Origin of the sequence: Methylibium sp. Pch-M (assembly GCF_004136295.1) — a bacterium.
In the GTDB taxonomy this organism is placed as follows: Bacteria; Pseudomonadota; Gammaproteobacteria; order Burkholderiales; family Burkholderiaceae_C; genus Methylibium; species Methylibium petroleiphilum.
This window is the reverse complement of the sequence record NZ_CP029606.1, coordinates 1,746,886-1,768,769: the sequence shown is the minus strand read 5'-3', so window position 1 is coordinate 1,768,769 and position 21,884 is coordinate 1,746,886. Positions and strand designations below refer to the sequence as shown.

Here is a 21,884-nt window from a genome sequence, read left to right as displayed (position 1 = left end):
TCAGTCGAGCACCGCGCGGTGCCGGGTGAGGGCCGCCTCGACCATCGCATTGAGCCCGGCGCTGCCGTGGCGGTCGACGTGCGCCAGCAGCGCGCGCCGCATGCGCGGGTCCCAGAACTTCTTCAGGTGCTCGGCCACTTGCTGCGCGGCCTCGGCCGCGTCGGGCATCGCCTCGAAGAACTGGCCGATGCGGTTGGCCATGCGCACCAGGTTGTCAGCGTCCATCGTCGCGCTCCGCCATGTCGATCCGTTCGGGCCCGGCGTAGACCACCAGGTCGCGGCCGCGCGCGAAGCCGGCCAGGCCCACGCCCAGCCGTCCGGCCAGATCGATGGCCATCGTGGTGGCCGCCGACACGGCGACCAGCAGCCGCACGCGCGCCGCGGCGGTCTTGTGCAGCATCTCGTAGCTGGCGCGGCTGGTGACCGCGAAGAAGCCCTCGGTGCCGGCGTCGCCGGCAGCCAGCGTGCCGGTCCGCGCCATCGCGCCGATCAGCTTGTCGAGCGCGTTGTGGCGGCCGACGTCCTCGCGCAGCAGGCGCACCGCGCCGTCGTCGCCGCACCAGGCGGCGGCGTGCACCGCGCCGGTCGCGTGCTGCAGGGCCTGCAGGCCGCGCAGTTCGGCCTGCGCGCGCGCCAGCGCGGCGCGCGGCACGGCCGGGCCGGGCGGCAGCGGCGCCAGCGGCCGCTCCAGCTGGGACAGGCTCTCGATGCCGCACAGGCCGCAGCCGGTGCGACCGGCCAGCGCGCGGCGCCTTGCCTTCAGGCGTGCCATGCAGCGCGCGGCGATCTGCAGCTTCAAGGTGATGCCCTCGGGCGACTCGACCGCCTCCAGGCCGTGCAGCTCGCCGGGCGCGTCGAGCAGGCCCTCGCTCAAGGCGAAGCCGAGCGCGAAGTCCTCCAGGTCCAGCGGCGTCGCCAGCATCACCGCCTGCGCGACGCCGTTGAACTCGAGCGCCACCGGGCGTTCCTCGGCGACCCAGTCGGGCGCCGCGAACGCGGTGCCGCCGCGCACGCCCGCGACCGGCCGCCGCTGGGCGCCGCCGGCGTGAAGCGGGCCGTCGGGCATCTTCATTTCTTGCTGCCGGCGAGGGCCGGCTCGGCCTTGTGCCGCTCGGCGAGCAGGCGCTCCTGCACCTCGGTGAAGCGGCTGTAGTCCTTCTGCCAACCCGAGGGCTGCATCACCGGCAGCACCTGCACCGCGGTCACCTTGTACTCGGGGCAGTTGGTGGCCCAGTCCGAGCTGTCGGTGGTGATTACGTTGGCGCCCGATTCGGGGAAGTGGAAGGTCGTGTAGACCACGCCGGCCTGCATGCGGTCGCTGACCTGGGCGCGCAGCACGGTCTGGCCCGAGCGGCTCTCGATGCCGACCCAGTCGCCGTCCCGGATGCCGCGCTCCTCGGCGTCGTGCGGGTGCAGCTCCAGCCGGTCCTCGCTGTGCCACTGGTTGTTGTCGGTGCGCCGCGTCTGCGCGCCGACGTTGTACTGCGACAGGATGCGCCCGGTCGTCAGCAGCAGCGGGAACTTGCGTGTCACCTTCTCGTCGGAGGCGACGTACTGCGTGATGAAGAACCTGCCCTTGCCGCGCACGAAGCGGCCGATGTGCATCGTCGGCGTGCCCTCGGGCGCGTCGTCGTTGCACGGCCACTGGATGCTGCCGAGGCGGTCGATCTTCGCGTAGCTGACGCCGGCGAAGGTCGGCGTCAGCGCGGCGATCTCGGCCATGATCTGCTCGGGATGGGTGTAGTCCATCGGGTAGCCGAGCGCGTTCGACAGCTTGACCGTCACTTCCCAGTCGGCCAGGCCGGCCTTCGGGGGCATCACCTTGCGCACCCGCGAGATGCGGCGCTCAGCGTTGGTGAAGGTGCCGTCCTTCTCGAGGAAGGACGAACCGGGCAGGAAGACGTGCGCGTACTTTGCGGTCTCGTTGAGGAACAGGTCCTGCACGACGATGCACTCCATCGACGACAGCGCGTGCGCGACGTGCTGCGTGTCGGGGTCGGACTGCACGATGTCCTCGCCCTCGCAGTACAGGCCCATGAAGCTGCCCGACAGCGCGGCGTCGAACATGTTCGGGATGCGCAGGCCGGGCTCGGGCTGCAGCTCGACGTTCCAGGCCGCCTCGAACAGCGCGCGCGTGCTGCCGTCCGACACGTGGCGGTAGCCCGGCAGCTCGTGCGGGAAGGAGCCGATGTCGCAGGAGCCCTGCACGTTGTTCTGGCCGCGCAGCGGGTTCACGCCGACCCCCTCGCGCCCCACGTTGCCGGTGGCCATCGCGAGGTTGGCGATGCCCATCACCGTGGTCGAGCCCTGGCTGTGCTCGGTGACGCCGAGGCCGTAGTAGATGGCGCCGTTCGGCCGCCGGCCGCGCAGGCGCAGCGTCTCGGCGGTGCCGGCGCTGTCGCCGGTGGCGTAGAGGCGCGCCGCGGCGCGCAGCTCGGCCGCCGGCACGCCGGTGATGGCCTCGGTCGCCTCGGGTGAGTTGACCGGGCGCGACACGAACTCGCGCCATTCGCCGAAGGCTTTGGACTCGCAGCGCTCGGCGATGTAGGCCTCGTCGAGCAGGCCCTCGGTGACGATCACGTGCGCCATCGCGGTGACCAGCGCGACGTTGGTGCCGGGACGCAGCTGCAGGTGGTGCTCGGCACGGATGTGCGGCGACTTCACCAGGTCGATGCGGCGCGGGTCGGCGACGATCAGCTTCGCGCCCTCGCGCAGCCGCTTCTTCATGCGCGAGGCGAACACCGGGTGGCCGTCGGTCGGGTTGGCGCCGATCACGAGGATCACGTCGGACTGCTCGACCGACTTGAAGGTCTGCGTGCCGGCCGATTCGCCCAGCGTCTGCTTCAGGCCGTAGCCGGTCGGCGAGTGGCACACGCGCGCGCAGGTGTCGACGTTGTTGTTGCCGAAGGCCGCGCGCACCAGCTTCTGCACGAGATAGCCTTCCTCGTTGGTGCAGCGCGAGGAGACGATGCCGCCGATCGCGTCGCGCCCGTACTTCGCCTGGATGCGCTTGAACTCGCTGGCGGCGTAGCCGATCGCCTCGTCCCAGCTCACCTCCTGCCACGGGTCGGTGATCTGCTTGCGGATCATCGGCGTGGTGATGCGGTCCTTGTGGGTCGCGTAGCCCCAGGCGAAGCGGCCCTTGACGCAGGAGTGGCCCTCGTTGGCCTGGCCGTTCTTCCACGGCACCATGCGCACGACCTCGTTGCCCTTCATCTCGGCCTTGAAGCCGCAGCCGACGCCGCAATACGCGCAGGTGGTGGTGACGCTGTGCTCGGCCTGGCCCAGCCAGATGACCGACTTCTCCTGCAGCGTGGCGGTCGGGCAGGCCTGCACGCAGGCGCCGCAGCTGACGCACTCGCTCTCCATGAAGGGCTGGTCCTGGCCCGCCGACACGCGCGACTCGAAGCCGCGGCCGCTGATCGTGAGCGCGAAGGTGCCCTGGGTCTCCTCGCAGGCGCGCACGCAGCGGTTGCAGACGATGCACTTGCTCGGGTCGTAGGTGAAGTACGGGTTCGACTCGTCCTTCGCGCTCTTCAGGTGGTGGGCGCCGCCGTACTGGTCACCGACGCCGTAGCGGACCTCGCGCAGGCCGGTCACGCCGGCCATGTCCTGCAGCTCGCAGTCGCCGTTGGCGGCGCAGGTCAGGCAGTCGAGCGGGTGGTCGGAGATGTAGAGCTCCATCACCCCCTTGCGCAGCGTCTGCAGCTTCGGGCTCTGCGTGCGCACCTTCATGCCGGCCTCGGCCGGCGTGGTGCACGAGGCGGGGGTGCCGCGGCGGCCCTCGATCTCCACCAGGCACAGCCGGCACGAGCCGAATGGCTCGAGGCTGTCGGTCGCGCACAGCTTGGGCACCTGCACGCCGGCGTCGATCGCCGCGCGCATCAGCGAGGTGCCCGCGGGCACGGTGACGGCCTGGCCGTCGATCTCGAGCGTGACGGCCTGCGTCGAGGCGCTGGCCGGGGTGCCGTAGTCGATCTCGGCGTGGGGGTCGAGCATGGTGAGCTCCTCAGGCGGCCGCGCGGTCGGGTGTCGCGAGGCCGAAGTCTTCGGGATAGTGGTCGAGCGCCGACAGCACCGGGTAGGGCGTCATGCCGCCCATCGCGCACAGGCTGCCGGCGAGCATCGTGTCGCACAGGTCGCGCAACAGCTTGACCTGCTGGGGGCGGTTCACGTTGGCGGTGATGCGGTCGATCACCTCGACGCCGCGCGTCGAGCCGATACGGCAGGGCGTGCACTTGCCGCAGGACTCGATCGCGCAGAACTCCATCGCGTAGCGGGCGAGCCGGGCCATGTCGGCGGTGTCGTCGTGCACGACGATGCCGCCGTGGCCGACCACGCCGCCGAAGGCCGCGTAGGCCTCGTAGTCCATCGGCACGTCCCACTTCGACTCGGGTACGTAGGTGCCGAGCGGTCCGCCGACCTGCACCGCCTTGATCGGCCGGCCCGAGGCGCTGCCGCCGCCGAAGTCGTACAGCAGCTCGCGCAGCGTCACGCCGAAGGCCTTCTCGACCAGGCCGCCGCGCTTCACGTTGCCGGCCAGCTGGATCGGCAGCGTGCCCATCGAGCGGCCGACGCCGTAGTCGCGGTAATGCGCCGCGCCGCGTGCCAGGATCAAAGGCACCGACGCGAAGGTGATCACGTTGTTGATGACGGTGGGCTGGCTGAACAGGCCTTCGATGGCCGGCAGCGGCGGCTTCGCGCGCACGATGCCGCGCTTGCCCTCCAGGCTTTCGAGCAGCGCCGTCTCCTCGCCGCACACGTAGGCGCCGGCGGCCTTGCGCACCTGCAGGTGGAAGGCGCGGCCCGAACCCAGCACGTCGCCGCCCAGGAAGCCGGCCGTCTCGGCGCGGGCGATCGCGTCGTTCAGCGTGGCGATCGCGTGCGGGTACTCGGAGCGCACGTAGAGGTAGCCCCGGGTCGCGCCGACGGCCAGCGCGGCGATCGTCATGCCTTCGATCAGCATGTACGGGTCGCCCTCCATCGTCATGCGGTCGGAATAGGTGCCCGAGTCGCCCTCGTCGGCATTGCAGACGATGTACTTCTGCGCCGACGGCGTGTTCAGCACCGTCTTCCACTTGATGCCGGTCGGGAAGGCGGCGCCGCCGCGTCCGCGCAGGCCGGACTGCAGCACCTCGTCGACCACCGCCGCGTCGGGCATTGCCAGCGCGCGGCGCAGGCCGGCCCAGCCTTCGTGCGCCTCGTAGTCGGCGAGCGACAGCGGATCGGTGAGGCCCATGCGGGCGAAGCACAGGCGTTCCTGCTTCGCGAGGTAGGGGATCTGATCGGTCGGCCCGTGGCCCAGCGCGTGCGGTGCGCCCTGCAACAGGCCGGCGTCGAGCAGCCCCGGCACGTCCTCGGGTGTCACCGGACCGTAGGCCACGCGGCCGGTGGCGGAGCTCACCTCGACCAGCGGCTCCAGCCAGAACAGCCCGCGCGAGCCATTGCGCACCAGGTTCAACGCCAAGCCGCGCCGCGCGCACTCGGCCTGCAGCGTGGCGGCCACCGCATCGGCGCCGACCGCGAGTGCCGCCGAATCGCGCGGGACGTGGACGGTGATGGCGGCGCTCATCGCGCGGCCTCCGCGGTGTCTTCGGTGTCGTCTTCCAACGCGCCGATCAGGCGATCGAACACGGCCGGGCTGACGCGCGCGTGCAGGTGCTCGTCGATCACGATCGCCGGCGACGACGCGCAGAGCCCCAGGCAGAACACCGGCTCGAGCGTGTAGCGGCCATCGCTGCTGCTCGCGTGGCTGCGGCAACCGAGACGGCGCTCGGCGTGCGCCAGCAGCGCCTCGGCGCCCAGGGCTTGGCAGGCCTCGGCGCGGCACACCTGGATCACGTGGCGGCCGGCCGGCTCGCTGCGGAAGTGGTGGTAGTAGGTGATGACGCCATGCACCTCGGCGCGCGACAGGTTCAGCGCGCCGGCGATCTCGGGCACCACGTCGGCCGGGATGCAGCCCAGCTGGTCCTGCACCTCGTGCAGGATCGGCAGCAGCGCGCCCGGCTCGTCGGCCCGGCGCGCGAGGACGGCGCGCACCACCGCCAGCGGCGTGCTCATCGCGCGGCCGCCCGAACGGCCGGGCGAGCGTTGCAGGAAGCTTTGGGGGAGGCTGTCATATGTTGTTTCCGGCATATGGATTCGAGAGCGTGCTTCACTGTATGGTGGGAGTTCCTGCGGTTCAATATGAACCGTCAGGCCGAGCGCATATGCGCTGAAGCGCCGAAAGATCGCCATGCTCGAAGTTTCGATCCAGCCGCAATGGAGCATCCGCCGCACAGGCCAGCCCGAGCTGCCGCCACGGCTCATCCAGTTGCTCGGACAGGTGCATGAGCACGGCAGCCTGCTGCGTGCCTGCGAGGTCAACGGCGGCTCCTACCGCCATGCCTGGCAGCAGCTGCGCGAGGCCGAAGCCGCGCTCGGGCAGGCGCTGATCCGCACCGAGCGTGGCCAGGGTTCGAAGCTCACCCTGCTGGCCGAGAAGCTGCTGTGGGCGGACCGCCGCATCGCCGCAAGGCTGTCGCCGATGCTGCATACGCTGGCCTCCGAACTGGAAGTCGAACTGGGGCGGGTGGTCAGCCCGGAGGGGGCGATGCTGCGCATCCACGCCAGCCACGGCTTCGCGATCGAGAAGCTCGACGAGTTCCTGCGCGCCGACCAGGTGCCGGTCGAACTGAAGTACTGCGGCAGCCAGGAGGCCGTGGCGTCGCTGGCGGCCGGCAGTTGCGACGTGGCGGGCTTCCACATGCCGCTCGGCGCCTTCGCGCCGGTGGCGCTGGCCCATTACGCGCGCTGGTTCAAGCTGCGCGAGCAGGCAGTGGTGCACGTGGCCACGCGCAAGCAGGGGCTGATGGTCGCGCCGGGCAACCCCAGGAAGCTCTACACGCCGGCCGATCTGGTGCGGCCCGGCGTGCGCTTCATCAACCGGCAGCCGGCCTCCGGGACGCGCTTCCTGCTCGATCTGATGCTGCAGCGCGACGGGGTCGACGCCCGGCGCATCGACGGTTACGAGCGCGTCGAGTACACGCACGCCGCCGTCGCGGCCTACGTGGCCAGCGGCATGGCCGACGTCGGCTTCGGCGTGGAGCCGCCGGCCCGGCGCTTCGGGCTGGAGTTCATTCCGCTCGAGACGGAGCGCTACCTGCTGCTGTGCGATGCGCAGGCGCTGCAGGGCCCGCGGCTGCAGCAGATGCTGCTGTTGCTCCGCAGCGAACCGTTCCGTGCGGCGGTCGACCAGCTGCCGGGCTACGACGGGCAGGGCATCGGCGCGGTCGTCGAGGTCGACGCGCTGCTCAAGGGGCCGAAACGTCGGCGACCGTGATCAGGCCGGCCGGCGGTAACCGCGCCCGAAGCCGGCCACGACGCGCCGGCCGTTCGGGCCGGCGAGCCAGTTCACCAGCAGCTTGCCGCCGGGGTGGTTGACGCGGAACGAGCGCATCACGTGGTAGCTCACCTGCAGGCGCGGGTCGCCTTCGACCAGTACCGCCAGCCCGCTGCCGGCGCCCAGCGCCGACCACAGGCCGCGCTCGACGAAGGCGTAGCCGCCGGTGTCGCGCGCCAGGGTCAGCACGGCGGTGGGTCCGGGTCCGGCGGTGCGCAACCAGGGGCCGACCGGCTGCGGGCCGGCCGCCTTCCACAGGGTCTGCTCCAGCGCGCGGGCGCCGCTCGGCTCGCCCGGTGTCACGAAGACGGCCTCGCCTCGCTCGCCGGCCGCGACGATGCGGCCGAGAGCGGCGGCGGCGTCGCGTTCGCCGGCGATGCCGGCCGGGTCGCCTCGGGCGGGGAGCTTCTTGGTGGCCTTCAGCGGCGCGGGCCCGACCAGCACGAAGTCGCCCAAGGCGATCGGACGGCGGTCGTGCACCAGGTTCTGTCTTTCCAGCGCCAGTTCGAGCTCGGGCGCCTGCGTCAGCGCGGCGTCGAGTTCTCCGCGTTCGAGCTGCGGCAGCAGCAGGCCGCTGGGGCCGGGGCGCCAGTCGATCGCCAGCCCCGTGTCGCGGGCGATCGCGGTGCGCAAGCGCGCGGCGAGGCCGGAGGCCTGCAGGTCGGCCTCGACCCCCACGGTGATCCGGCGATCCGGGCCGCGCTGGGCCCAGGCGGGCCCGGCCAGCGCCACGGCCAGGGCGCCCAGCGCGCGTCGTCGTCGTCGATCGAACACGGGGACTTGCATCACCCCATGTTAAGGGGGGAGCCGCCGCGGACAGGGGGTGCCGGCGGCCGCCGCCGCCGGCAAGATCGGTCCAGCCTTTGGCTGACACCGAGGTGCAGGCGCGTTGGGCGCGTGCTTCGAGGGTCGGGTCGAGGTGCAGAAAAAGCCCACGCATGTGGTCATGCACAAAGTGCATATCACCATCCTGTCACGCCGAAGTCACACCCCTACACTTTCTTTCAGGCATCTCCAGAGCAGTCCCGACCAGGGTGGGATCGATGCCGCCAGTGCCCGCCCCTCCTGCAGTTTTGCAGGCACTGACGAGATCCATTCCTTCCCGGAGAAACGATGAATCACCCCGCCATGCAAGGGCTTCGCGTCGAAGCGCCTGCCCATGTAAAGAACGCCCGCCTGATCGCCTGGGTGGCCGAGATGGTCGCGCTGGCCCAGCCCGCTGCGATCCACTGGTGCGACGGCTCGCAGGCCGAGTACGACCGCCTGTGCGGCCAGCTCGTCGAGGCGGGCACCTTCCGCAAGCTCAACGAGGCCAAGCGGCCGAACAGCTACCTGGCCTGGAGCGATCCGAGCGACGTGGCGCGCGTCGAGGACCGCACGTTCATCTGCTCCGAGAAGAAGGAAGACGCCGGCCCCACCAACAACTGGACCGCGCCCGAAGAGATGCGCGCCCTGTTGCAGACCGGCCGGGCCGACGGGACGCCCGCTCTGTTTGCCGGCTGCATGCGTGGCCGCACGATGTATGTCGTGCCGTTCTCGATGGGGCCGCTGGGCTCGCCGATCGCGCACATCGGCGTCGAGCTGTCCGACTCGCCCTACGTCGCCGTCAACATGAAGATGATGACGCGCATGGGCAAGCCGGTGCTGGAGGTGCTGGGCAGCGACGGCGACTTCGTGCCGTGCATGCACACCGTCGGTGCGCCGCTGGTCCCGGGCCAGAAGGACGTGGCCTGGCCGTGCAACAAGACCAAGTACATCGTCCACTACCCCGAGACGCGCGAGATCTGGAGCTACGGCTCGGGCTACGGCGGCAATGCGCTGCTGGGCAAGAAGTGCTTCGCGCTGCGCATCGCCTCGACGATGGGCCGTGACCAGGGCTGGCTCGCCGAGCACATGCTGGTGCTCGGCGTGAAGAACCCGCAAGGGCAGAAATTCCACGTGGCCGCCGCCTTCCCCAGCGCCTGTGGCAAGACCAATTTCGCGATGCTGATCCCGCCTGCCGGCTTCGAAGGCTGGGAAGTGACCACCATCGGCGACGACATCGCCTGGATCAAGCCCGGCGCCGACGGGCGGCTCTACGCCATCAACCCCGAGGCGGGCTATTTCGGCGTCGCCCCCGGCACCAACGACCAGACCAACCCCAACTGCATGGCCTCGCTGCAGCGCGACGTGATCTTCACGAACGTGGCGCTGACCGACGACGGCGACGTCTGGTGGGAGGGCATGACCGCGTCTGCGCCCGCCCACCTGGTGGACTGGCAGGGCAAGGACTGGACGCCGGCGCTGGCCAAGGAAACCGGCGCGAAGGCAGCGCACCCCAATGCACGCTTCACCGTGGCCGCCATCAACAACCCGGTGCTCGACGAGAACTGGGACAACCCGGCCGGCGTGGCGATCGACGCGTTCATCTTCGGCGGCCGCCGCTCGACCACCGTGCCGCTGGTGACCGAGGCGCGCGACTGGGTCGAGGGCGTCTACATGGCCGCGACCATGGGTTCCGAGACCACCGCCGCAGCCGCCGGCCAGCAGGGCGTGGTGCGCCGCGACCCGTTCGCGATGCTGCCCTTCATGGGCTACAACATGAGCGACTACTTCCAGCACTGGCTAACGCTCGGCCGCAAGCTGCAGGACGCCGGCGCCAAGCTGCCGAAGATCTACTGCGTCAACTGGTTCCGCAAGGGCGCCGACGGCAAGTTCGTCTGGCCGGGCTACGGCGAGAACATGCGCGTGCTGAAGTGGATGCTCGAGCGAGTGCAGGGCAGTGCGCAGGGCAGCGAGAACGTCTTCGGGGTCAGCCCGCGCTATGAGGATCTGGCGTGGAAGGGGCTGGACTTCACGCCGGCGCAATTCGGCAGCGTGATCGGCGTCGACCGGGCCGCGTGGCAGCAGGAGCTGGAACTGCATGCGGAGCTGTTCGCCCAGCTCGCCCACCACCTGCCGCCCGAGCTGCCGGCCACCAAGGCCCGCATCGAGCAGCGGCTGGCCGGCTGAACGGCCCGGAGCCGGGTTGCCGGCGCCCAGTGAAAAGGCCGCCCGAGGGCGGCCTTGTTCGTGGGGCGCGATCGCGGCTCAGAGCCGCACGGTGGCGCCGCGGTACAGCGCGTCGACCGTGCGACGGGCTGCCCGCTGGTCCAGTGAGACCTCGCTGAACTGGTCGAGCCACGCCGCCGGGGCGTGGCCCGCCGTAGGCCGCGGCACGTCGCCGCCGAAGATTTGAAAGGCCGTGCCGACCGACCCGACCGACTCGGCGATCGCGGTGCCGAGCACTTGATAGATGTTCACGAGAAACCTCGAGGTGAATGACGGACTGCGCCGCCGATGCTGTCAATATTAAGGGTTAACCCTTGAATTGCGAATGCCGTTGCGGCATGCGGGCGAGCGGTCGCCCGCATGGCTGCGCTCAGGAGCACTGCGTCTCGCGTTCCCAGCGCCGGGCGGCGCCGCGCAGGTCGGCGGCCAGGCCGGGATCGATGCTCTGGTATTTGTCAGCGAGCGCCCACAGTTGCGGCAGGTCTTGCCGGGGATCGTGAGCTTGCTGGCGCTTCGCCAGGTGACCGGCGGCCCATTGCCACGCGGCGGCGACCGCGCGGGCCAGGGGTTCGGCGCCACGGGGGGCCTTGCGGGGGGCCACGGCCTGGATGCTGATGGTGCTCATGGGATGAACCTTTCCGTTCGTTCGGCGGGAAGCCAGTGACGCGATTCTAGGTGAAAACCCTTATGCCCTGCGCCCGACAAGGTCGCCCGCGCCGCCGTGCCGCGGCAAAGCGTGGCATCCGACCGGCATAGGACAATGGCGGCCATGTCTTCCGCCGCCTCTTCCGCTCCCCTGACCGATCCCGAGATCACCGAGCTTGACGATCTGCTGGCCGCGATCCCCGAACCGCTCGAACCGCTGGACGCGGTGATGCTCGACGGCTACTTGTGCGGCGTGATCGCCCAGCCCGAGCTGATCGATCCGGCGCGCTGGCTGCCGCCGGTGTTCGACTGGAACTTCGGCGATCCCGACCAGCCGGACGCCGGCGCCGAACTCACGCCGGACACCGCCGGCTGGCATGCCGCGAAGCACGAACGACTGCTCGCGCTGGTGATGCGCCACCACGCGGTGCTGGAGCGACAGCTGCGCGAAGACGCTTGGTTCGACCCGCTGGTGATGCAGCCCGACGACGACCAGGGGCGCCCGCTCGAGGGCGCTGCGGCCATCGGGCCCGCCTTTGCGCCGTGGGCGATCGGCTTCGAGCACGCGCTGAATCAGTTCGACGCGCTCGAATCGCTCAAGCATGCCGACCTGCCGGACCTGCTGGCCTGTGTGCGCCGCCACTTGCCCGAGCAGACCGGCGACGATGCAGCGTTCAAGAAGGCGCTCGACGACGAGCACCCGCTGCGCGGCATGGACGAGGCGATCGAGGATCTGGTGTCCAACGTGGTGGCGCTGGCCGACCTGGCCCGTGGCGAGCGACTCAAGGTCGAGACCGTGCGGCGCGCCGGCCCCAAGGTCGGCCGCAACGATCCTTGCCCCTGCGGCAGCGGCAGGAAGTTCAAGCAGTGCCACGGCCGCGACGCCTGAGCTGGCCGCGGCATCACGGCTGCGGCCGGGCGCGCTGAAGGGCTCGGCCCGTGCGACTGCAACTGCTGTCGGACCTGCATCTCGAGACCGAGGCCTACACGCCCGAGCCGGCCGTGGACGCCGAACTGCTGGTGCTGGCGGGCGATGTCGACAGCACCTGGGCCGGGCTGGAGCGCTTCGCGCGCTGGCCGGTGCCGGTGCTGTTTGTCGCCGGGAACCACGAATTCGACCGGCGCGAGCTGCGCAGTGCCTGGCCGGCGCTGCGTGAGCGCTGCGCTTCGCTCGGCATCACACTGCTGGAGCGCGAGCAGCACCGCCGCACCGACAAGGCGGGTCGCCGCATCCGCTTCGTGGCGACGACCCGCTGGTGCGACTTCGACCTGTTCGGTGCCGCGGGTCGTGAGCGGGCGATGCGGGCTGCGGGCTACTTCATGCATGTCATGCGGGCCCGCTGCGATGGCCGGCTGTTCGACGCGGCCGCGGTGCGCGACGAGGCGCTGGCCTGTCGCGCCTGGCTGGCGCAGGCGCTGGCGGAACCGACCGACGCCGACGCCACCGTCGTGATCACCCATTACGGGCCGAGCCTGCGCAGCGTCGACCCGCGCTATGGCGAGCAGCCCGGATCGGCGAGCTTCTGCAACGCCGACGACGAACTGCTGCCGTTCGCCGACCTGTGGCTGCACGGTCACCTGCACTGCCGCCACGACTACAGCGTGGAACACCCGCCCGGCATGCGGCGGGCCCGCACCCGTGTGGTCAGCAATGCGCGCGGCCATGCCCGCAAGGGCGAGGCCGCGGGTCACGACGGTTTGCTGTGCATCAACGTCTGAGCGCCGTGGCTTGCGGCACACTGACAGCTCCATCCTGCACGAGGAGCGAACGATGAAGATCCTGGCCGCCGTCGATGGCAGCAGCTACACGAAGCGCATGCTCGGCTACCTGACGGCGCACGCCGAATGGCTGGTCGCCGGGCACGACATCACCGTGCTCACCGTCAGCGCGCCGGTGCCGCCGCGAGCGGCAGCGGCGCTCGACCGGGACATGATCCAGTCCTACTACGAGGACGAGGCGGAGAAGGTGTTCAAGCCAATCCGCGCGTTCTTCGCCAAGCAGGGCGTGAACGCCACGTTCGTGCGCAAGACCGGCCACGCGGCCGAGGTCATCGGCAAGACCGCCGAAGCCGGCAAGTTCGACCTGCTGATGCTCGGCTCCCACGGCCACGGCGCGCTGACCGGCATGGTGATGGGCTCGATCACCACCAAGGTGCTGGCCTCCTGCCGGACGCCGGCGCTGCTGATCCGCTGAGCGCGGCCGTTCAGGCCCGCGCGCCGACCAGGCCGCGGAAGCAGGTGCGCAGCAGCCACTCGATGATCTGCGCGTCGCTGTGCTGGCCGCCGGCCTTCAGCAGGCCGAGGACCGGATCGCAGGCGCGCGCGAACAGCGTGTAGAGCACCACCTCGGCCGGTAGTTGGCGGTCGATCTCGCCATCGGCCTGCGCAGCGGTGATCCAGGCGCCCAGCCGGTCGCTGACCTCGAACAGCCGATCGAGGTAGCCGCGATTCGCCATCAGCGCATTGCGCAAGGTCGAGTTCTGCGCCGGGAGCGACGGCATCTCGCCCGCCAGCTGGACCTCGAGGGTCCAGCGCGCAACGGCTTCGAGCCGCGCGATCGGCCGCAGTCGATCATCGGCAGCCAAGATCTCCGTGAAAGCGAGCGCCCGCTGCAGGACGCGAATCATCGCGGCCGCCGCCAGCTCTTCCTTGGACGTGAAGTGCTTGTAGAGGCTGGCCTTGGCGATCCCCACGTCGGCCGCCACCTCGTCCACCGTCATCGCCTCGAAGCCCTTTTCCGCCAGCAGGCGGTTGACCGAGGACACGATCGCATCCTCACGCGCGCGCAGCATCTGTTCACGGAAGGAGGTTTTCGCCATCCCGGAATTGTAGGAGTGCGGCTGCCGCGCTGTACTGATGGGTCGCAGCGCTACTCGCGAGTCGCCTTGGGCCGCGCGCGCCGGCGCGGCGGCCGCGAGGCTCTGAGACACTCTCGGGGTACGCCCTCTCCTCGACCCCGACCGGATCCCCGTGCGAACTGGACCATGACCTCTCAACCGCGCTATTTCTGGGAAGACTTCGGCGTCGGCAGCGTGCGCGAGTTCGGCGCCCACACGCTCGGCCGCGACGAGATCGTGCGCTTCGCCAGCGAGTTCGATCCGCAACCCTTCCATCTCGACGAGGATGCCGGCCGGCAGTCGCTGTTCGGCGGCCTGGCGGCCAGCGGCTGGCACACCTGCGCGCTCGTGATGCGCATGATGTGCGACGAATACCTGCTCGATTCGTCCAGTCTCGGCTCGCCCGGACTCGAGCAGCTGAAGTGGCAGAAGCCGGTGCTGGTGGGCGATACGCTGCACGTGCGGATGACGGTGACCGACGCCCGTCCCATGACGAGCAAGCCGCACATCGGCCTGGTGCGCACCCGCTGGGAAGCGCTGAACCAGCGTGACGAGGTGGTGCTGGTGATGGAGGGCTGGAACATGTTCCGCCGCCGCGACGTCCCGGCGCCATGAGCACGCCGCGCGCCCAGGCGCCGAGCTTCACGGCGGCGCATTTCCGCGCCGCGCTGGGCATGTTCGCGACCGGCGTGACCATCGTGACGGCACGCACCGCCGAGGGGCAGCGTGTGGGCCTGACGGCCAACTCCTTCAATTCGGTGTCGCTGGCGCCGCCGCTGGTGCTGTGGAGCCTGGGGCGAAGCGCTGGCACCATGCCGGCCTTCGCGCGCGGCTCGCACTACGCGATCAACATCCTGGCGGCCGACCAGCGCGAACTGGCCGAGCGCTTCGCGAGCAAGACCGCCGACCGCTTTGCCGGGGTGGCCTGGCGCGAAGGCGGTAGCGGTGCGCCGCTGATCGACGGCGCGGCCGCGGTGTTCGAGTGCTTCAACCGCAGCCAGTACGAGGAAGGCGACCACGTCATCTTCGTCGGCGAGGTCGAGCGCTGCAGCGTGACCGCCGGCGCGACACCCCTGATCTTCCATGGCGGGCGCTATTTCAGCGAGCTGCCGCTCTGAGCGTTGCGTCGCTCGGGGATGTGCAAATGACAAGGCCCGCCGAAGCGGGCCCTGCTGCGATACGAGCGGCGTTCAGTTGCGGCGGGTGCGGCGGCTGACCACGAAACCCATCACCAGGAAGGCGGCGAGCAGCTGCATGTAGGTGCTCGGCTCCGGCAGCGCGGTCAGTTCGGCCGACTCCTGCACCGTCGAGCGGTCGGACACCGCCTGGGTCGCATCGGCGCGGGTCGTCTGCGTGGCGACGCCGGCTTTGATGGCCTCGGTGGCGGCGCTGGCCGTGCCAGCCACCAGCAGGCTTGCCGTGACGATCAGGGTCTGAAGGGCCTTGTTCATGGAGTGCATCTCTTGCCGTGGAGTCGTTGAGCAAGAGTTTGTCCGGCCGGGCCGGGGGCGGCAGCCCCCCCTTCGCGGGTGAGGCCCCCCGTGGTTCAGGGGGCTCAAAAGTCGCTTTCGAGGACTTGAGTCGGGTGCGCGTGAACAAGTCACGCAGCCCGCCGTCAAGGTGCGGCGGGACGCCGTGCCGGATCGATGTCCACGTACTGCCACCAGTCGAGCCAGAACGGCGCGCGCCGGTAGCCGACCACCCAGGGATAGGCCAGGTCGGTGAGGATGCGGTGCACGTGCACGCGGTAGGGCGCATACGCCACCAGCAGCTTGGTCGCCTGGTCGAACAGGGCCTGGCGCTCGGGCCCGTCGGGCAGCGCGTTGAGCTGCTCGTAGACGCGGTCGAAGGCCGGCAGCGAGAAGCGCGCGAGATTGCCCTTGCCGACCGACGCCCCGTAGGCGCGCTCCAGCGAGCCCTGGCCGTCGGGCGAGCCCGCGCTGGAGCCGACGCGCCACAGCATGAAGCGCCCCGAGCGCGCCGACTTCAGGTTCTCGGGCCACTGCGCTGTCTTGAGCACGGCGCGCAGCCCGAGCGCGTCCATGTTCTTCTTCCACAGTTCGTCGAGCTGGCGCGAGGCCTGGTCCGACTGGGTCTTCATCTCCAGCACCAGCGGCTGGCCGTCGGGCCGCTCGCGCCAGCCGTCGCCATTGCGATCGACATAACCGTAGAGATCGAGCAGGGCCTTGGCGCGCGGCAGGTCGAAGGCGCTCATCTCGGTGCGCAGCTCGCTGCGGTAGCCGCTGGTCAGCGGCGGCATGATCGATTGCGCCGGGATCGCCTGGCCGCGCCGCACCAGCTGGATCTCGCGGCCGATGTCGGTGCCGAGGGCCATTGCGCGGCGCAGCGCCACCTTGTCCGGCGTGTAGCCGCCGACCAGCGGGTCCTCCATGTTGAAGACGGTCAGCGTCACGTCGGCGCCGGGCACGCGGAACATCTGCAGGCCGCGCTTGGCCAGGTTGGGCGCCAGCGTGCCGCCGGGCACGGCCTGGTCGACGAACTCGTTGGGCAGCCGCTCCAGCACGTCCTGCTCGCCGTTCAGGAAGGCCAGCCAGCGCGGCTGCGACTCCTCGATCACGGCGATCTCGACCCGGTCGACCATCGGCAGGCGCCGGCCCTTGAAGCGCTGCAGCAGCGCCTGGCCCTCGGCATCGTCGGCGTTCGGCTGGGCGTCGTAGACCACCTCGCGATAGCGCGGGTTGCGCTCGAGCACCATGTGCGAGCTGCGCCGCCATTCGGCGAGCCGGAACGGCCCGGTGCCGACCGGGTGCTCCATGATCTTGTCGCCATAGGCCTCGACCACCTCGCGTGCGACCGCGCCCATCACGTCGGAGGCCCAGCCGTAGACGTGCCGTGGCCGCGGCTCGCGCAGCTGTACGCGGAAGGTATAGCGGTCCAGCGCCTTCAGGCCCTCGACCTCGCGGTCGTAGTCGAACGGCTGGCCTTTCAGCGCCGCCTCGCGCAACTCGCTCAGACCGATGATCTTCTCCTCCTCGAGCCCGGGCTGGGCCGGGCTCTTGAGCTTGGGGTCGAAGATGCGCTTGACCGCGTAGACGTAGTCCTGCGCCGTCAGCTCGCGCGGCTGGCCCTTGAAGGCCGGATCGTCGGCGAAGTAGAGGCCCGGCTTGATGCGGAAAGTGAAGCTGCGGAAGTCGTCCGACACCTCGGGCATCGCCGCCGCGGTCGAGGGCCGCAGCTTGAAGGGCCGCGCCAGGTGGTCGTAGCCCAGCGGCGGCTCGAAGATGTGGGCCGTGATGATGCGCGAGTAGAGGTCGCTCACCTGCACCGGATCGAAGCCGGTCTCGGCCACCGGGAAGGCGTAGCGCAGGACCTTGGTCTCGGCCGCGACGGCGATTGCCGTCGCGCAGCAGGCCAGGGCCGCGAGCAGCAGCGCGCGCAGGGGTCGGGAGAGGCTCATGGGCAAGGCGGGCGGCTTCCGGTCGACGTGGGTTGCATGCTATCGCGCGCCCGGGCTTGTCCCGCTGGCGGTGGAGTTGCGCGATCAGGCTCTAGACTCGCGCCTGCACACACCCGTCGGCGGGACCGCGCAGCGCGGCCGCTGCGATCCGTTTCCTGGAGTGCTTCGGCGATGGCGGCCTACCTGATCCGGCGCCTGTGGCAAATGATCCCGACATTGATCGGGGTCGTGCTGCTGGTGTTCTTCCTGTTCAAGACCTTCGGGGGCGACCCGGCCGAGATCCTCGGCGGCCTGAACGCCAGCGCCGAGCAGGTCGACGCGATCCGCGAGCAGCTCGGCCTGAACAAGCCGGTGTGGCAGCAGCTGTGGATCTTCGTGCAGCAGATCGTCACCTTCGATTGGGGCAAGAGCTGGGCCACCAACGAGGCGGTCAGCTCGCTGTTCGCGAGCCGCCTGCCGGCCACGCTGACGGTCATGACGCCGATCCTGCTGCTCGACGTGCTGCTGGCGATCCCGTTCGCGCTGGCCGTCGCCTACGTGCGCGGCTCGCTGACTGACCGCGCGATCATGGTCATCACCACCATCGCGCTGTCGATCAGCTTCCTGGTCTACGTGATCGTCGGCCAGTACGTGTTCGCGTTCCGGCTCGGCTGGTTCCCGGTGCAGGGCTGGAGCGACAGCGTGTGGACCAACCTCGCGGTGTACGCGCCGCTGCCGGTGCTGCTGGCGGTGATGGTGGGCATCTCGCCGCAGACCCGGCTGTATCGCAGCTTCTTCCTCGACGAGATCGGCCAGGACTACGTGCGCACCGCGCGCGCCAAGGGCCTCACCGAGACGCGCATCCTGCTCAAGCACGTGCTGCGCAACGCGCTGATCCCGATCCTGACCAACGTGGCGGTCGCGCTGCCGGGGATCTTCGTCGGCTCCTTCCTGATCGAGACCTTCTTCTCCATCCCGGGCCTGGGACGCGAGGTGCTGCTGGCGGTGAACCGCAGCGACTACCCGGTCATCCAGGCCGTCACGATCTACATCGCCGTCATCACGATGCTGGTCAACCTGGCGACCGACGTGCTCTACAAGCTGGCCGACGCGCGGGTGGTGCTGAAATGAGCGCGCTGCCGATCGACGCGGTGCCCGTCGCCGCCGCCGGCCCGGCGCGCTCCGAAGGCGTGTGGGCCGCGGCCTGGCGGCGCCTGCGCGGCGACCGCGTCGGCATGGTCTCGCTGGCGGTGGTCGCGGCTTTCCTGTTGATGGTGTTGCTGGCCGGGGTGGGCCTGGTCGCGACGGCGTGGCAGGCCGAGGTCGGCGTCCCCAACGCGCCGCCGAGCTTTATGGGCCCGGCGCCGAAGGTGGCCGAGACGGCCATCGCGGTGCCCAGCGGACCGGTGCTGGATCTGTCCGACGTCGACCCGCTGGCGCCGCGCTATGCCGAATGGGCGGAGCGCGCCAAGCAGTTCAGCAGCGTCGCCACGCCGCGCGCCGAGACGCTGCCCTTCGGCGCCGACCGCCTGGGCCGCGACGTGCTGGCCAAGGCCATCAAGGGGGCCGAAGTCTCCATCCTCGTGGGCGTCTCCGCGGCGCTGCTGGCCACGCTGATCGGCACCGTGCTCGGTGCGCTCGGTGGCTTCTTCGGTGGCCGGGTCGGCGACCTGCTGGAGTGGGTCTACAACGTCTTCACGTCCATCCCCGGCATCCTGCTGGTGTTCGCCTTCGCGGCGGTCACCGGCCGCGGCGTGACCTCGGTGGTGCTGATCCTCGGGCTGACCGGCTGGACCGGCATCTACCGGCTGGTGCGGGCCGAGTTCCTGAAGCACGCGGTGCGCGAGTACGTGCGCGCGGCCGAGGCGATCGGTGCCTCCACCGCATCGCGCATGTTCCGCCACATCCTGCCGAACGTGAGCCACGTGGTGCTGGTGCAGTTGTCGATCCACGTGGTGGGCTTCATCAAGGCCGAGGTGATCCTCAGCTACCTCGGCCTGGGCGTCAGCGTCGACCAGGTCAGCTGGGGCACGATGCTGGCCGAGGCCCAGGGCGAGCTGTTGCTCGGCCACTGGTGGCAGCTGGCGGCGGCGACTGGCTTCATGGCGGTCTTCGTCACGGCCTTCTCGCTGCTCACCGACGCGCTGCGCGATGCGCTCGACCCGAAGCTGAGAGGCGCGGAATGAGTGCCCTGCTGAGCATCGACCAGTTGCGCGTAAGCTTCCGTCTCGGCCGCGGCGCGGCGGCCAGCCGCATCGAGGCGGTCGGTCGCGGCGAGCAGGGCGTGAGCTTCCAGATCCCCGAGAACACCACCGTCGCACTGGTCGGCGAATCGGGCTCGGGCAAGAGCGTCACCGCGATGGCGGTGCTGAACCTGCTGCCGGAGAACGCCGAACGCCAGGGCTCCATCCGCTTCCGCGACCGTGAACTGCTCACCGCCGGGCCGGCCGAACTGCGCGCACTGCGCGGGCGCGAGATCGCCTGCGTGTTCCAGGACCCGATGAGCTCGCTGAACCCGGTGTTCACGGTCGGCCAGCAGCTGATCGAGCCGCTGGTGCTGCACCTCGGGCTCGGCCGGCGTGCTGCGCGGGCGCGTGCCGAGGCGTTGCTGAACGAGGTCGGCCTGCCCGATCCGAAGCGGCGGCTCGACGCCTATCCCCACGAGCTGTCGGGCGGCCAGCAGCAGCGCGTGATGATCGCGATGGCAATCGCCTGCGAACCCCGGCTGCTGATCGCCGACGAGCCGACCACCGCGCTCGACGTCACCATCCAGCGCCAGATCCTCGAGCTGCTGGCCGGGCTGAAGGAGCGGCACCGCATGAGCATGCTGTTCATCAGCCACGACCTCGGCGTGGTCGGCGAGATCGCCGACCACGTGGTCGTGATGCGCCAGGGCACGGTGCGCGAGCAGGCCCCGGTCGCGGGCCTGTTCACCGCGCCGCAGGACCCCTACACGCAGGCGCTGCTGGCTTGCCGGCCGACCCTGGCAGCGCCGCCGGTGCGCCTGGCGGTGATCGACGATCCGCAGGCCGGCCCGACCGGGCGCAGCGCGCACGTTGTCGTGCCGAAGGACCCGGACGCGCCGCTCGTGCTGCAGGTCGAGGCCCTCAGCAAGAGCTTCTGGCTGCGCGCGGGCCTGTTCGGCCGCCGGGCCTTCCCGGCCGTCAAGGACGTGAGCTTCGAGCTGCGGCGCGGCCACACGCTGGGCATCGTCGGCGAGTCGGGCTCGGGCAAGACCACTGCCGGCCTGGCGCTGCTGCGCCTGCACGAGGCGAGCGGCGGGCCGACCGGTGGCCGGGTGGTCTTCCACAGCGCCAGGGGCGGCGGCAGCCACGAGCTGCTGCAGCTCGGCAAGGCCGAGTGGCTGCCGATGCGCCGGCGCCTGCAGGTGGTGTTCCAGAACCCGTACGCCTCGCTGAACCCGCGCTTCACGATCGGCCAGACGCTGGTCGAGCCGATGGCCATCCACGGCCTCGAGCGCGACGACGCGGCGCGCGAGGCCCGGGCGCGTGCGCTGCTGGCCAAGGTCGGCCTTGACGCCAGCGCCTGGGGCAAGTACCCGCACGAGTTCTCCGGCGGCCAGCGCCAGCGCATCGCGATCGCGCGCTGCCTGACGGTCGACCCCGAGGTGCTGGTGCTCGACGAGGCGGTCTCGGCGCTCGACGTGTCGGTGCAGGCCCAGGTGCTGAACCTGCTGCGCGACCTGCAGGACGAGCTGGGCCTGGCCTATGTCTTCATCAGCCACGACCTGGCGGTGGTGCGCTTCATGGCCGACGAGGTGCTGGTGATGAAGGACGGCGAGGTGGTCGAACGCAACACGGTCGAGGCCCTGCTCAGCGCGCCGCGCGAGGCCTACACGCAGCGCCTGCTGGGCGCGATCCCGCGCGGCTACCGGGGCGCGGTGGCGGCCTGAGTACAGCGGCGCGCCGGCGCCGGCAGTTGACGACACGCGCCGATCGATCGACCAAAAGCGTCGCCCGTGTAACGGTGTTGAAGCGTCGTGCTCGGCGGGCTGGCGACGGCGCGTGATGGTTTGCACGGCCTCGGCCGTCCGTCGTCCCGCACCGCGGCTGGCACGCTAGATGCGTTGCCGCCCTCCATTCAGCAGGAGGAGTCCGGCATGACACAGAGCATCAAAACAAGGCTTCGCCCCAGCCCGGCGCGCGGCGTTGCGTTCGGCGCGGTGTCTTCGCTGCTGCGCCTGGCGGCGCGCGAGCGTCAGGCGCACGGCGATGCGCCGGCCTGGCTGCAGGGTCTGACACGCGCGCTGCGCGCCGGCGGTCCCGGCAGCGGCGCCCGGCCGCTGCATGCGGTGCTGGCCGGCGGCGATTGCGCACCCAGCGAATGGCGCAGCGCTCGCTGAGCCGACATCGTTCACAGCAAACACATCACACTCCCCCGCCATGATCGCTCCGCGCTTCAAGCTTGCCGCGACCGCTGCCTTCAGCGGATCACGTGACAAGGGCACCAGTGCCGAGCGATCCGGTCGGGGGCCGGTGCTGTCTGCCCGCAACGCGCCCGGTCAGCTCACGCTGCCCTGGGGTGTGGTGCCCGCGGCGCCGGCACGTCAAAGGTTGCGGACCGGTTGACGTCC

Annotated in this window: 22 protein-coding genes; 11 read left to right on the top strand and 11 right to left on the bottom strand. The window is 70.5% G+C overall.

Features of this window, described 5'->3' with window-relative positions; genetic code table 11:
• Genes C1M51_RS08495 through C1M51_RS08475 form a run of 5 tightly spaced genes read right to left on the bottom strand, consistent with a single transcriptional unit; the run spans position 1 to position 6,060 of the window.
• A complete protein-coding gene (locus C1M51_RS08495; protein ID WP_129449059.1) occupies positions 1-225 on the bottom strand; it encodes a formate dehydrogenase subunit delta in 225 nt (74 codons plus the stop codon).
• Positions 215-1,072 carry a formate dehydrogenase accessory sulfurtransferase FdhD gene (fdhD, locus tag C1M51_RS08490; RefSeq protein ID WP_129449058.1) on the bottom strand — a complete coding sequence of 286 codons (858 nt, stop codon included), beginning with the start codon at positions 1,070-1,072 and terminating at the stop codon, positions 215-217. Before fdhD ends, C1M51_RS08495 begins: the two co-directional genes overlap by 11 nt.
• Entirely contained in the window at positions 1,069-3,999 is a 2,931-nt protein-coding gene (fdhF, locus tag C1M51_RS08485) for a formate dehydrogenase subunit alpha (protein ID WP_129449057.1), read from the bottom strand. The genes fdhD and fdhF overlap by 4 nt, the downstream gene beginning before the upstream one ends.
• Before the next feature lie 10 nt (positions 4,000-4,009).
• Positions 4,010-5,572, bottom strand: a complete 1,563-nt coding sequence (locus C1M51_RS08480; protein WP_129449056.1) for an NADH-quinone oxidoreductase subunit NuoF — start codon at positions 5,570-5,572, stop codon at positions 4,010-4,012.
• A complete protein-coding gene (locus C1M51_RS08475) occupies positions 5,569-6,060 on the bottom strand; it encodes a formate dehydrogenase subunit gamma (RefSeq protein WP_129449055.1) in 492 nt (163 codons plus the stop codon). Before C1M51_RS08475 ends, C1M51_RS08480 begins: the two co-directional genes overlap by 4 nt.
• 175 nt (positions 6,061-6,235) lie before the next feature.
• Here C1M51_RS08475 and C1M51_RS08470 point away from each other — a divergent pair, with 175 nt between their 5' ends.
• A complete protein-coding gene (locus tag C1M51_RS08470) occupies positions 6,236-7,321 on the top strand; it encodes a substrate-binding domain-containing protein (protein WP_129449054.1) in 1,086 nt (361 codons plus the stop codon).
• Here C1M51_RS08470 and C1M51_RS08465 read toward each other — a convergent pair whose 3' ends face one another.
• Complete coding sequence (locus C1M51_RS08465; RefSeq protein ID WP_129449053.1) at positions 7,322-8,167, bottom strand: substrate-binding domain-containing protein; 846 nt, start codon at positions 8,165-8,167, stop codon at positions 7,322-7,324.
• A 327-nt stretch (positions 8,168-8,494) separates the two neighbouring features.
• Here C1M51_RS08465 and C1M51_RS08460 point away from each other — a divergent pair, with 327 nt between their 5' ends.
• Entirely contained in the window at positions 8,495-10,372 is a 1,878-nt protein-coding gene (locus C1M51_RS08460) for a phosphoenolpyruvate carboxykinase (GTP) (RefSeq protein ID WP_129449052.1), read from the top strand.
• Positions 10,373-10,450: 78 nt separating this feature from the next.
• Here C1M51_RS08460 and C1M51_RS08455 read toward each other — a convergent pair whose 3' ends face one another.
• A complete protein-coding gene (locus C1M51_RS08455; RefSeq protein WP_129449051.1) occupies positions 10,451-10,663 on the bottom strand; it encodes a hypothetical protein in 213 nt (70 codons plus the stop codon).
• A gap of 118 nt (positions 10,664-10,781) precedes the next feature.
• On the bottom strand, positions 10,782-11,036 hold the full coding sequence (locus C1M51_RS08450; protein WP_129449050.1) for a hypothetical protein: 255 nt from the start codon (positions 11,034-11,036) through the stop codon (positions 10,782-10,784).
• A gap of 144 nt (positions 11,037-11,180) precedes the next feature.
• Between C1M51_RS08450 and C1M51_RS08445 the strand changes: the two genes are divergently transcribed.
• Genes C1M51_RS08445 through C1M51_RS08435 form a run of 3 tightly spaced genes read left to right on the top strand, consistent with a single transcriptional unit; the run spans position 11,181 to position 13,250 of the window.
• Complete coding sequence (locus C1M51_RS08445) at positions 11,181-11,945, top strand: YecA family protein (protein ID WP_129449049.1); 765 nt, start codon at positions 11,181-11,183, stop codon at positions 11,943-11,945.
• A 50-nt stretch (positions 11,946-11,995) separates the two neighbouring features.
• Positions 11,996-12,775, top strand: coding sequence for a metallophosphoesterase (locus tag C1M51_RS08440; RefSeq protein ID WP_129449048.1), 780 nt, complete (start codon positions 11,996-11,998; stop codon positions 12,773-12,775).
• Positions 12,776-12,827: 52 nt separating this feature from the next.
• Positions 12,828-13,250: a universal stress protein gene (locus C1M51_RS08435; protein WP_129449047.1), complete on the top strand. Its 423-nt coding sequence runs from the start codon at positions 12,828-12,830 to the stop codon at positions 13,248-13,250.
• Between the two features lie 10 nt (positions 13,251-13,260).
• Here C1M51_RS08435 and C1M51_RS08430 read toward each other — a convergent pair whose 3' ends face one another.
• A complete protein-coding gene (locus tag C1M51_RS08430; RefSeq protein ID WP_129449046.1) occupies positions 13,261-13,875 on the bottom strand; it encodes a TetR/AcrR family transcriptional regulator in 615 nt (204 codons plus the stop codon).
• Positions 13,876-14,040: 165 nt separating this feature from the next.
• Here C1M51_RS08430 and C1M51_RS08425 point away from each other — a divergent pair, with 165 nt between their 5' ends.
• Positions 14,041-14,508, top strand: a complete 468-nt coding sequence (locus C1M51_RS08425) for a MaoC family dehydratase (RefSeq protein ID WP_129449045.1) — start codon at positions 14,041-14,043, stop codon at positions 14,506-14,508.
• On the top strand, positions 14,505-15,011 hold the full coding sequence (locus tag C1M51_RS08420; protein WP_129449044.1) for a flavin reductase family protein: 507 nt from the start codon (positions 14,505-14,507) through the stop codon (positions 15,009-15,011). The genes C1M51_RS08425 and C1M51_RS08420 overlap by 4 nt, the downstream gene beginning before the upstream one ends.
• 72 nt (positions 15,012-15,083) lie before the next feature.
• Here the strand turns inward: C1M51_RS08420 and C1M51_RS08415 are convergent, their stop codons facing one another.
• Both C1M51_RS08415 and C1M51_RS08410 read right to left on the bottom strand, forming a co-directional pair.
• Positions 15,084-15,344: a hypothetical protein gene (locus C1M51_RS08415; protein WP_129449043.1), complete on the bottom strand. Its 261-nt coding sequence runs from the start codon at positions 15,342-15,344 to the stop codon at positions 15,084-15,086.
• A gap of 164 nt (positions 15,345-15,508) precedes the next feature.
• Positions 15,509-17,311 (bottom strand): ABC transporter substrate-binding protein, encoded by a 1,803-nt coding sequence (locus C1M51_RS08410; protein WP_129449042.1) that lies wholly within the window; start codon positions 17,309-17,311, stop codon positions 15,509-15,511.
• Positions 17,312-17,482: 171 nt separating this feature from the next.
• Here C1M51_RS08410 and C1M51_RS08405 point away from each other — a divergent pair, with 171 nt between their 5' ends.
• The 4 genes from C1M51_RS08405 (at position 17,483) to C1M51_RS08390 (ending at position 21,653) form a co-directional block, all read left to right on the top strand.
• Positions 17,483-18,421: an ABC transporter permease gene (locus tag C1M51_RS08405; RefSeq protein ID WP_129449041.1), complete on the top strand. Its 939-nt coding sequence runs from the start codon at positions 17,483-17,485 to the stop codon at positions 18,419-18,421.
• The gene (locus C1M51_RS08400) at positions 18,418-19,476 is read left to right on the top strand and encodes an ABC transporter permease (RefSeq protein ID WP_129449040.1); all 1,059 of its coding nucleotides are present in this window, start codon (positions 18,418-18,420) and stop codon (positions 19,474-19,476) included. Before C1M51_RS08405 ends, C1M51_RS08400 begins: the two co-directional genes overlap by 4 nt.
• On the top strand, positions 19,473-21,203 hold the full coding sequence (locus C1M51_RS08395) for an ABC transporter ATP-binding protein (protein WP_129449039.1): 1,731 nt from the start codon (positions 19,473-19,475) through the stop codon (positions 21,201-21,203). The genes C1M51_RS08400 and C1M51_RS08395 overlap by 4 nt, the downstream gene beginning before the upstream one ends.
• Positions 21,204-21,410: 207 nt before the next feature.
• Positions 21,411-21,653 (top strand): hypothetical protein, encoded by a 243-nt coding sequence (locus C1M51_RS08390; protein WP_036230959.1) that lies wholly within the window; start codon positions 21,411-21,413, stop codon positions 21,651-21,653.
• The last annotated feature ends 231 nt before the right edge of the window (positions 21,654-21,884 follow it).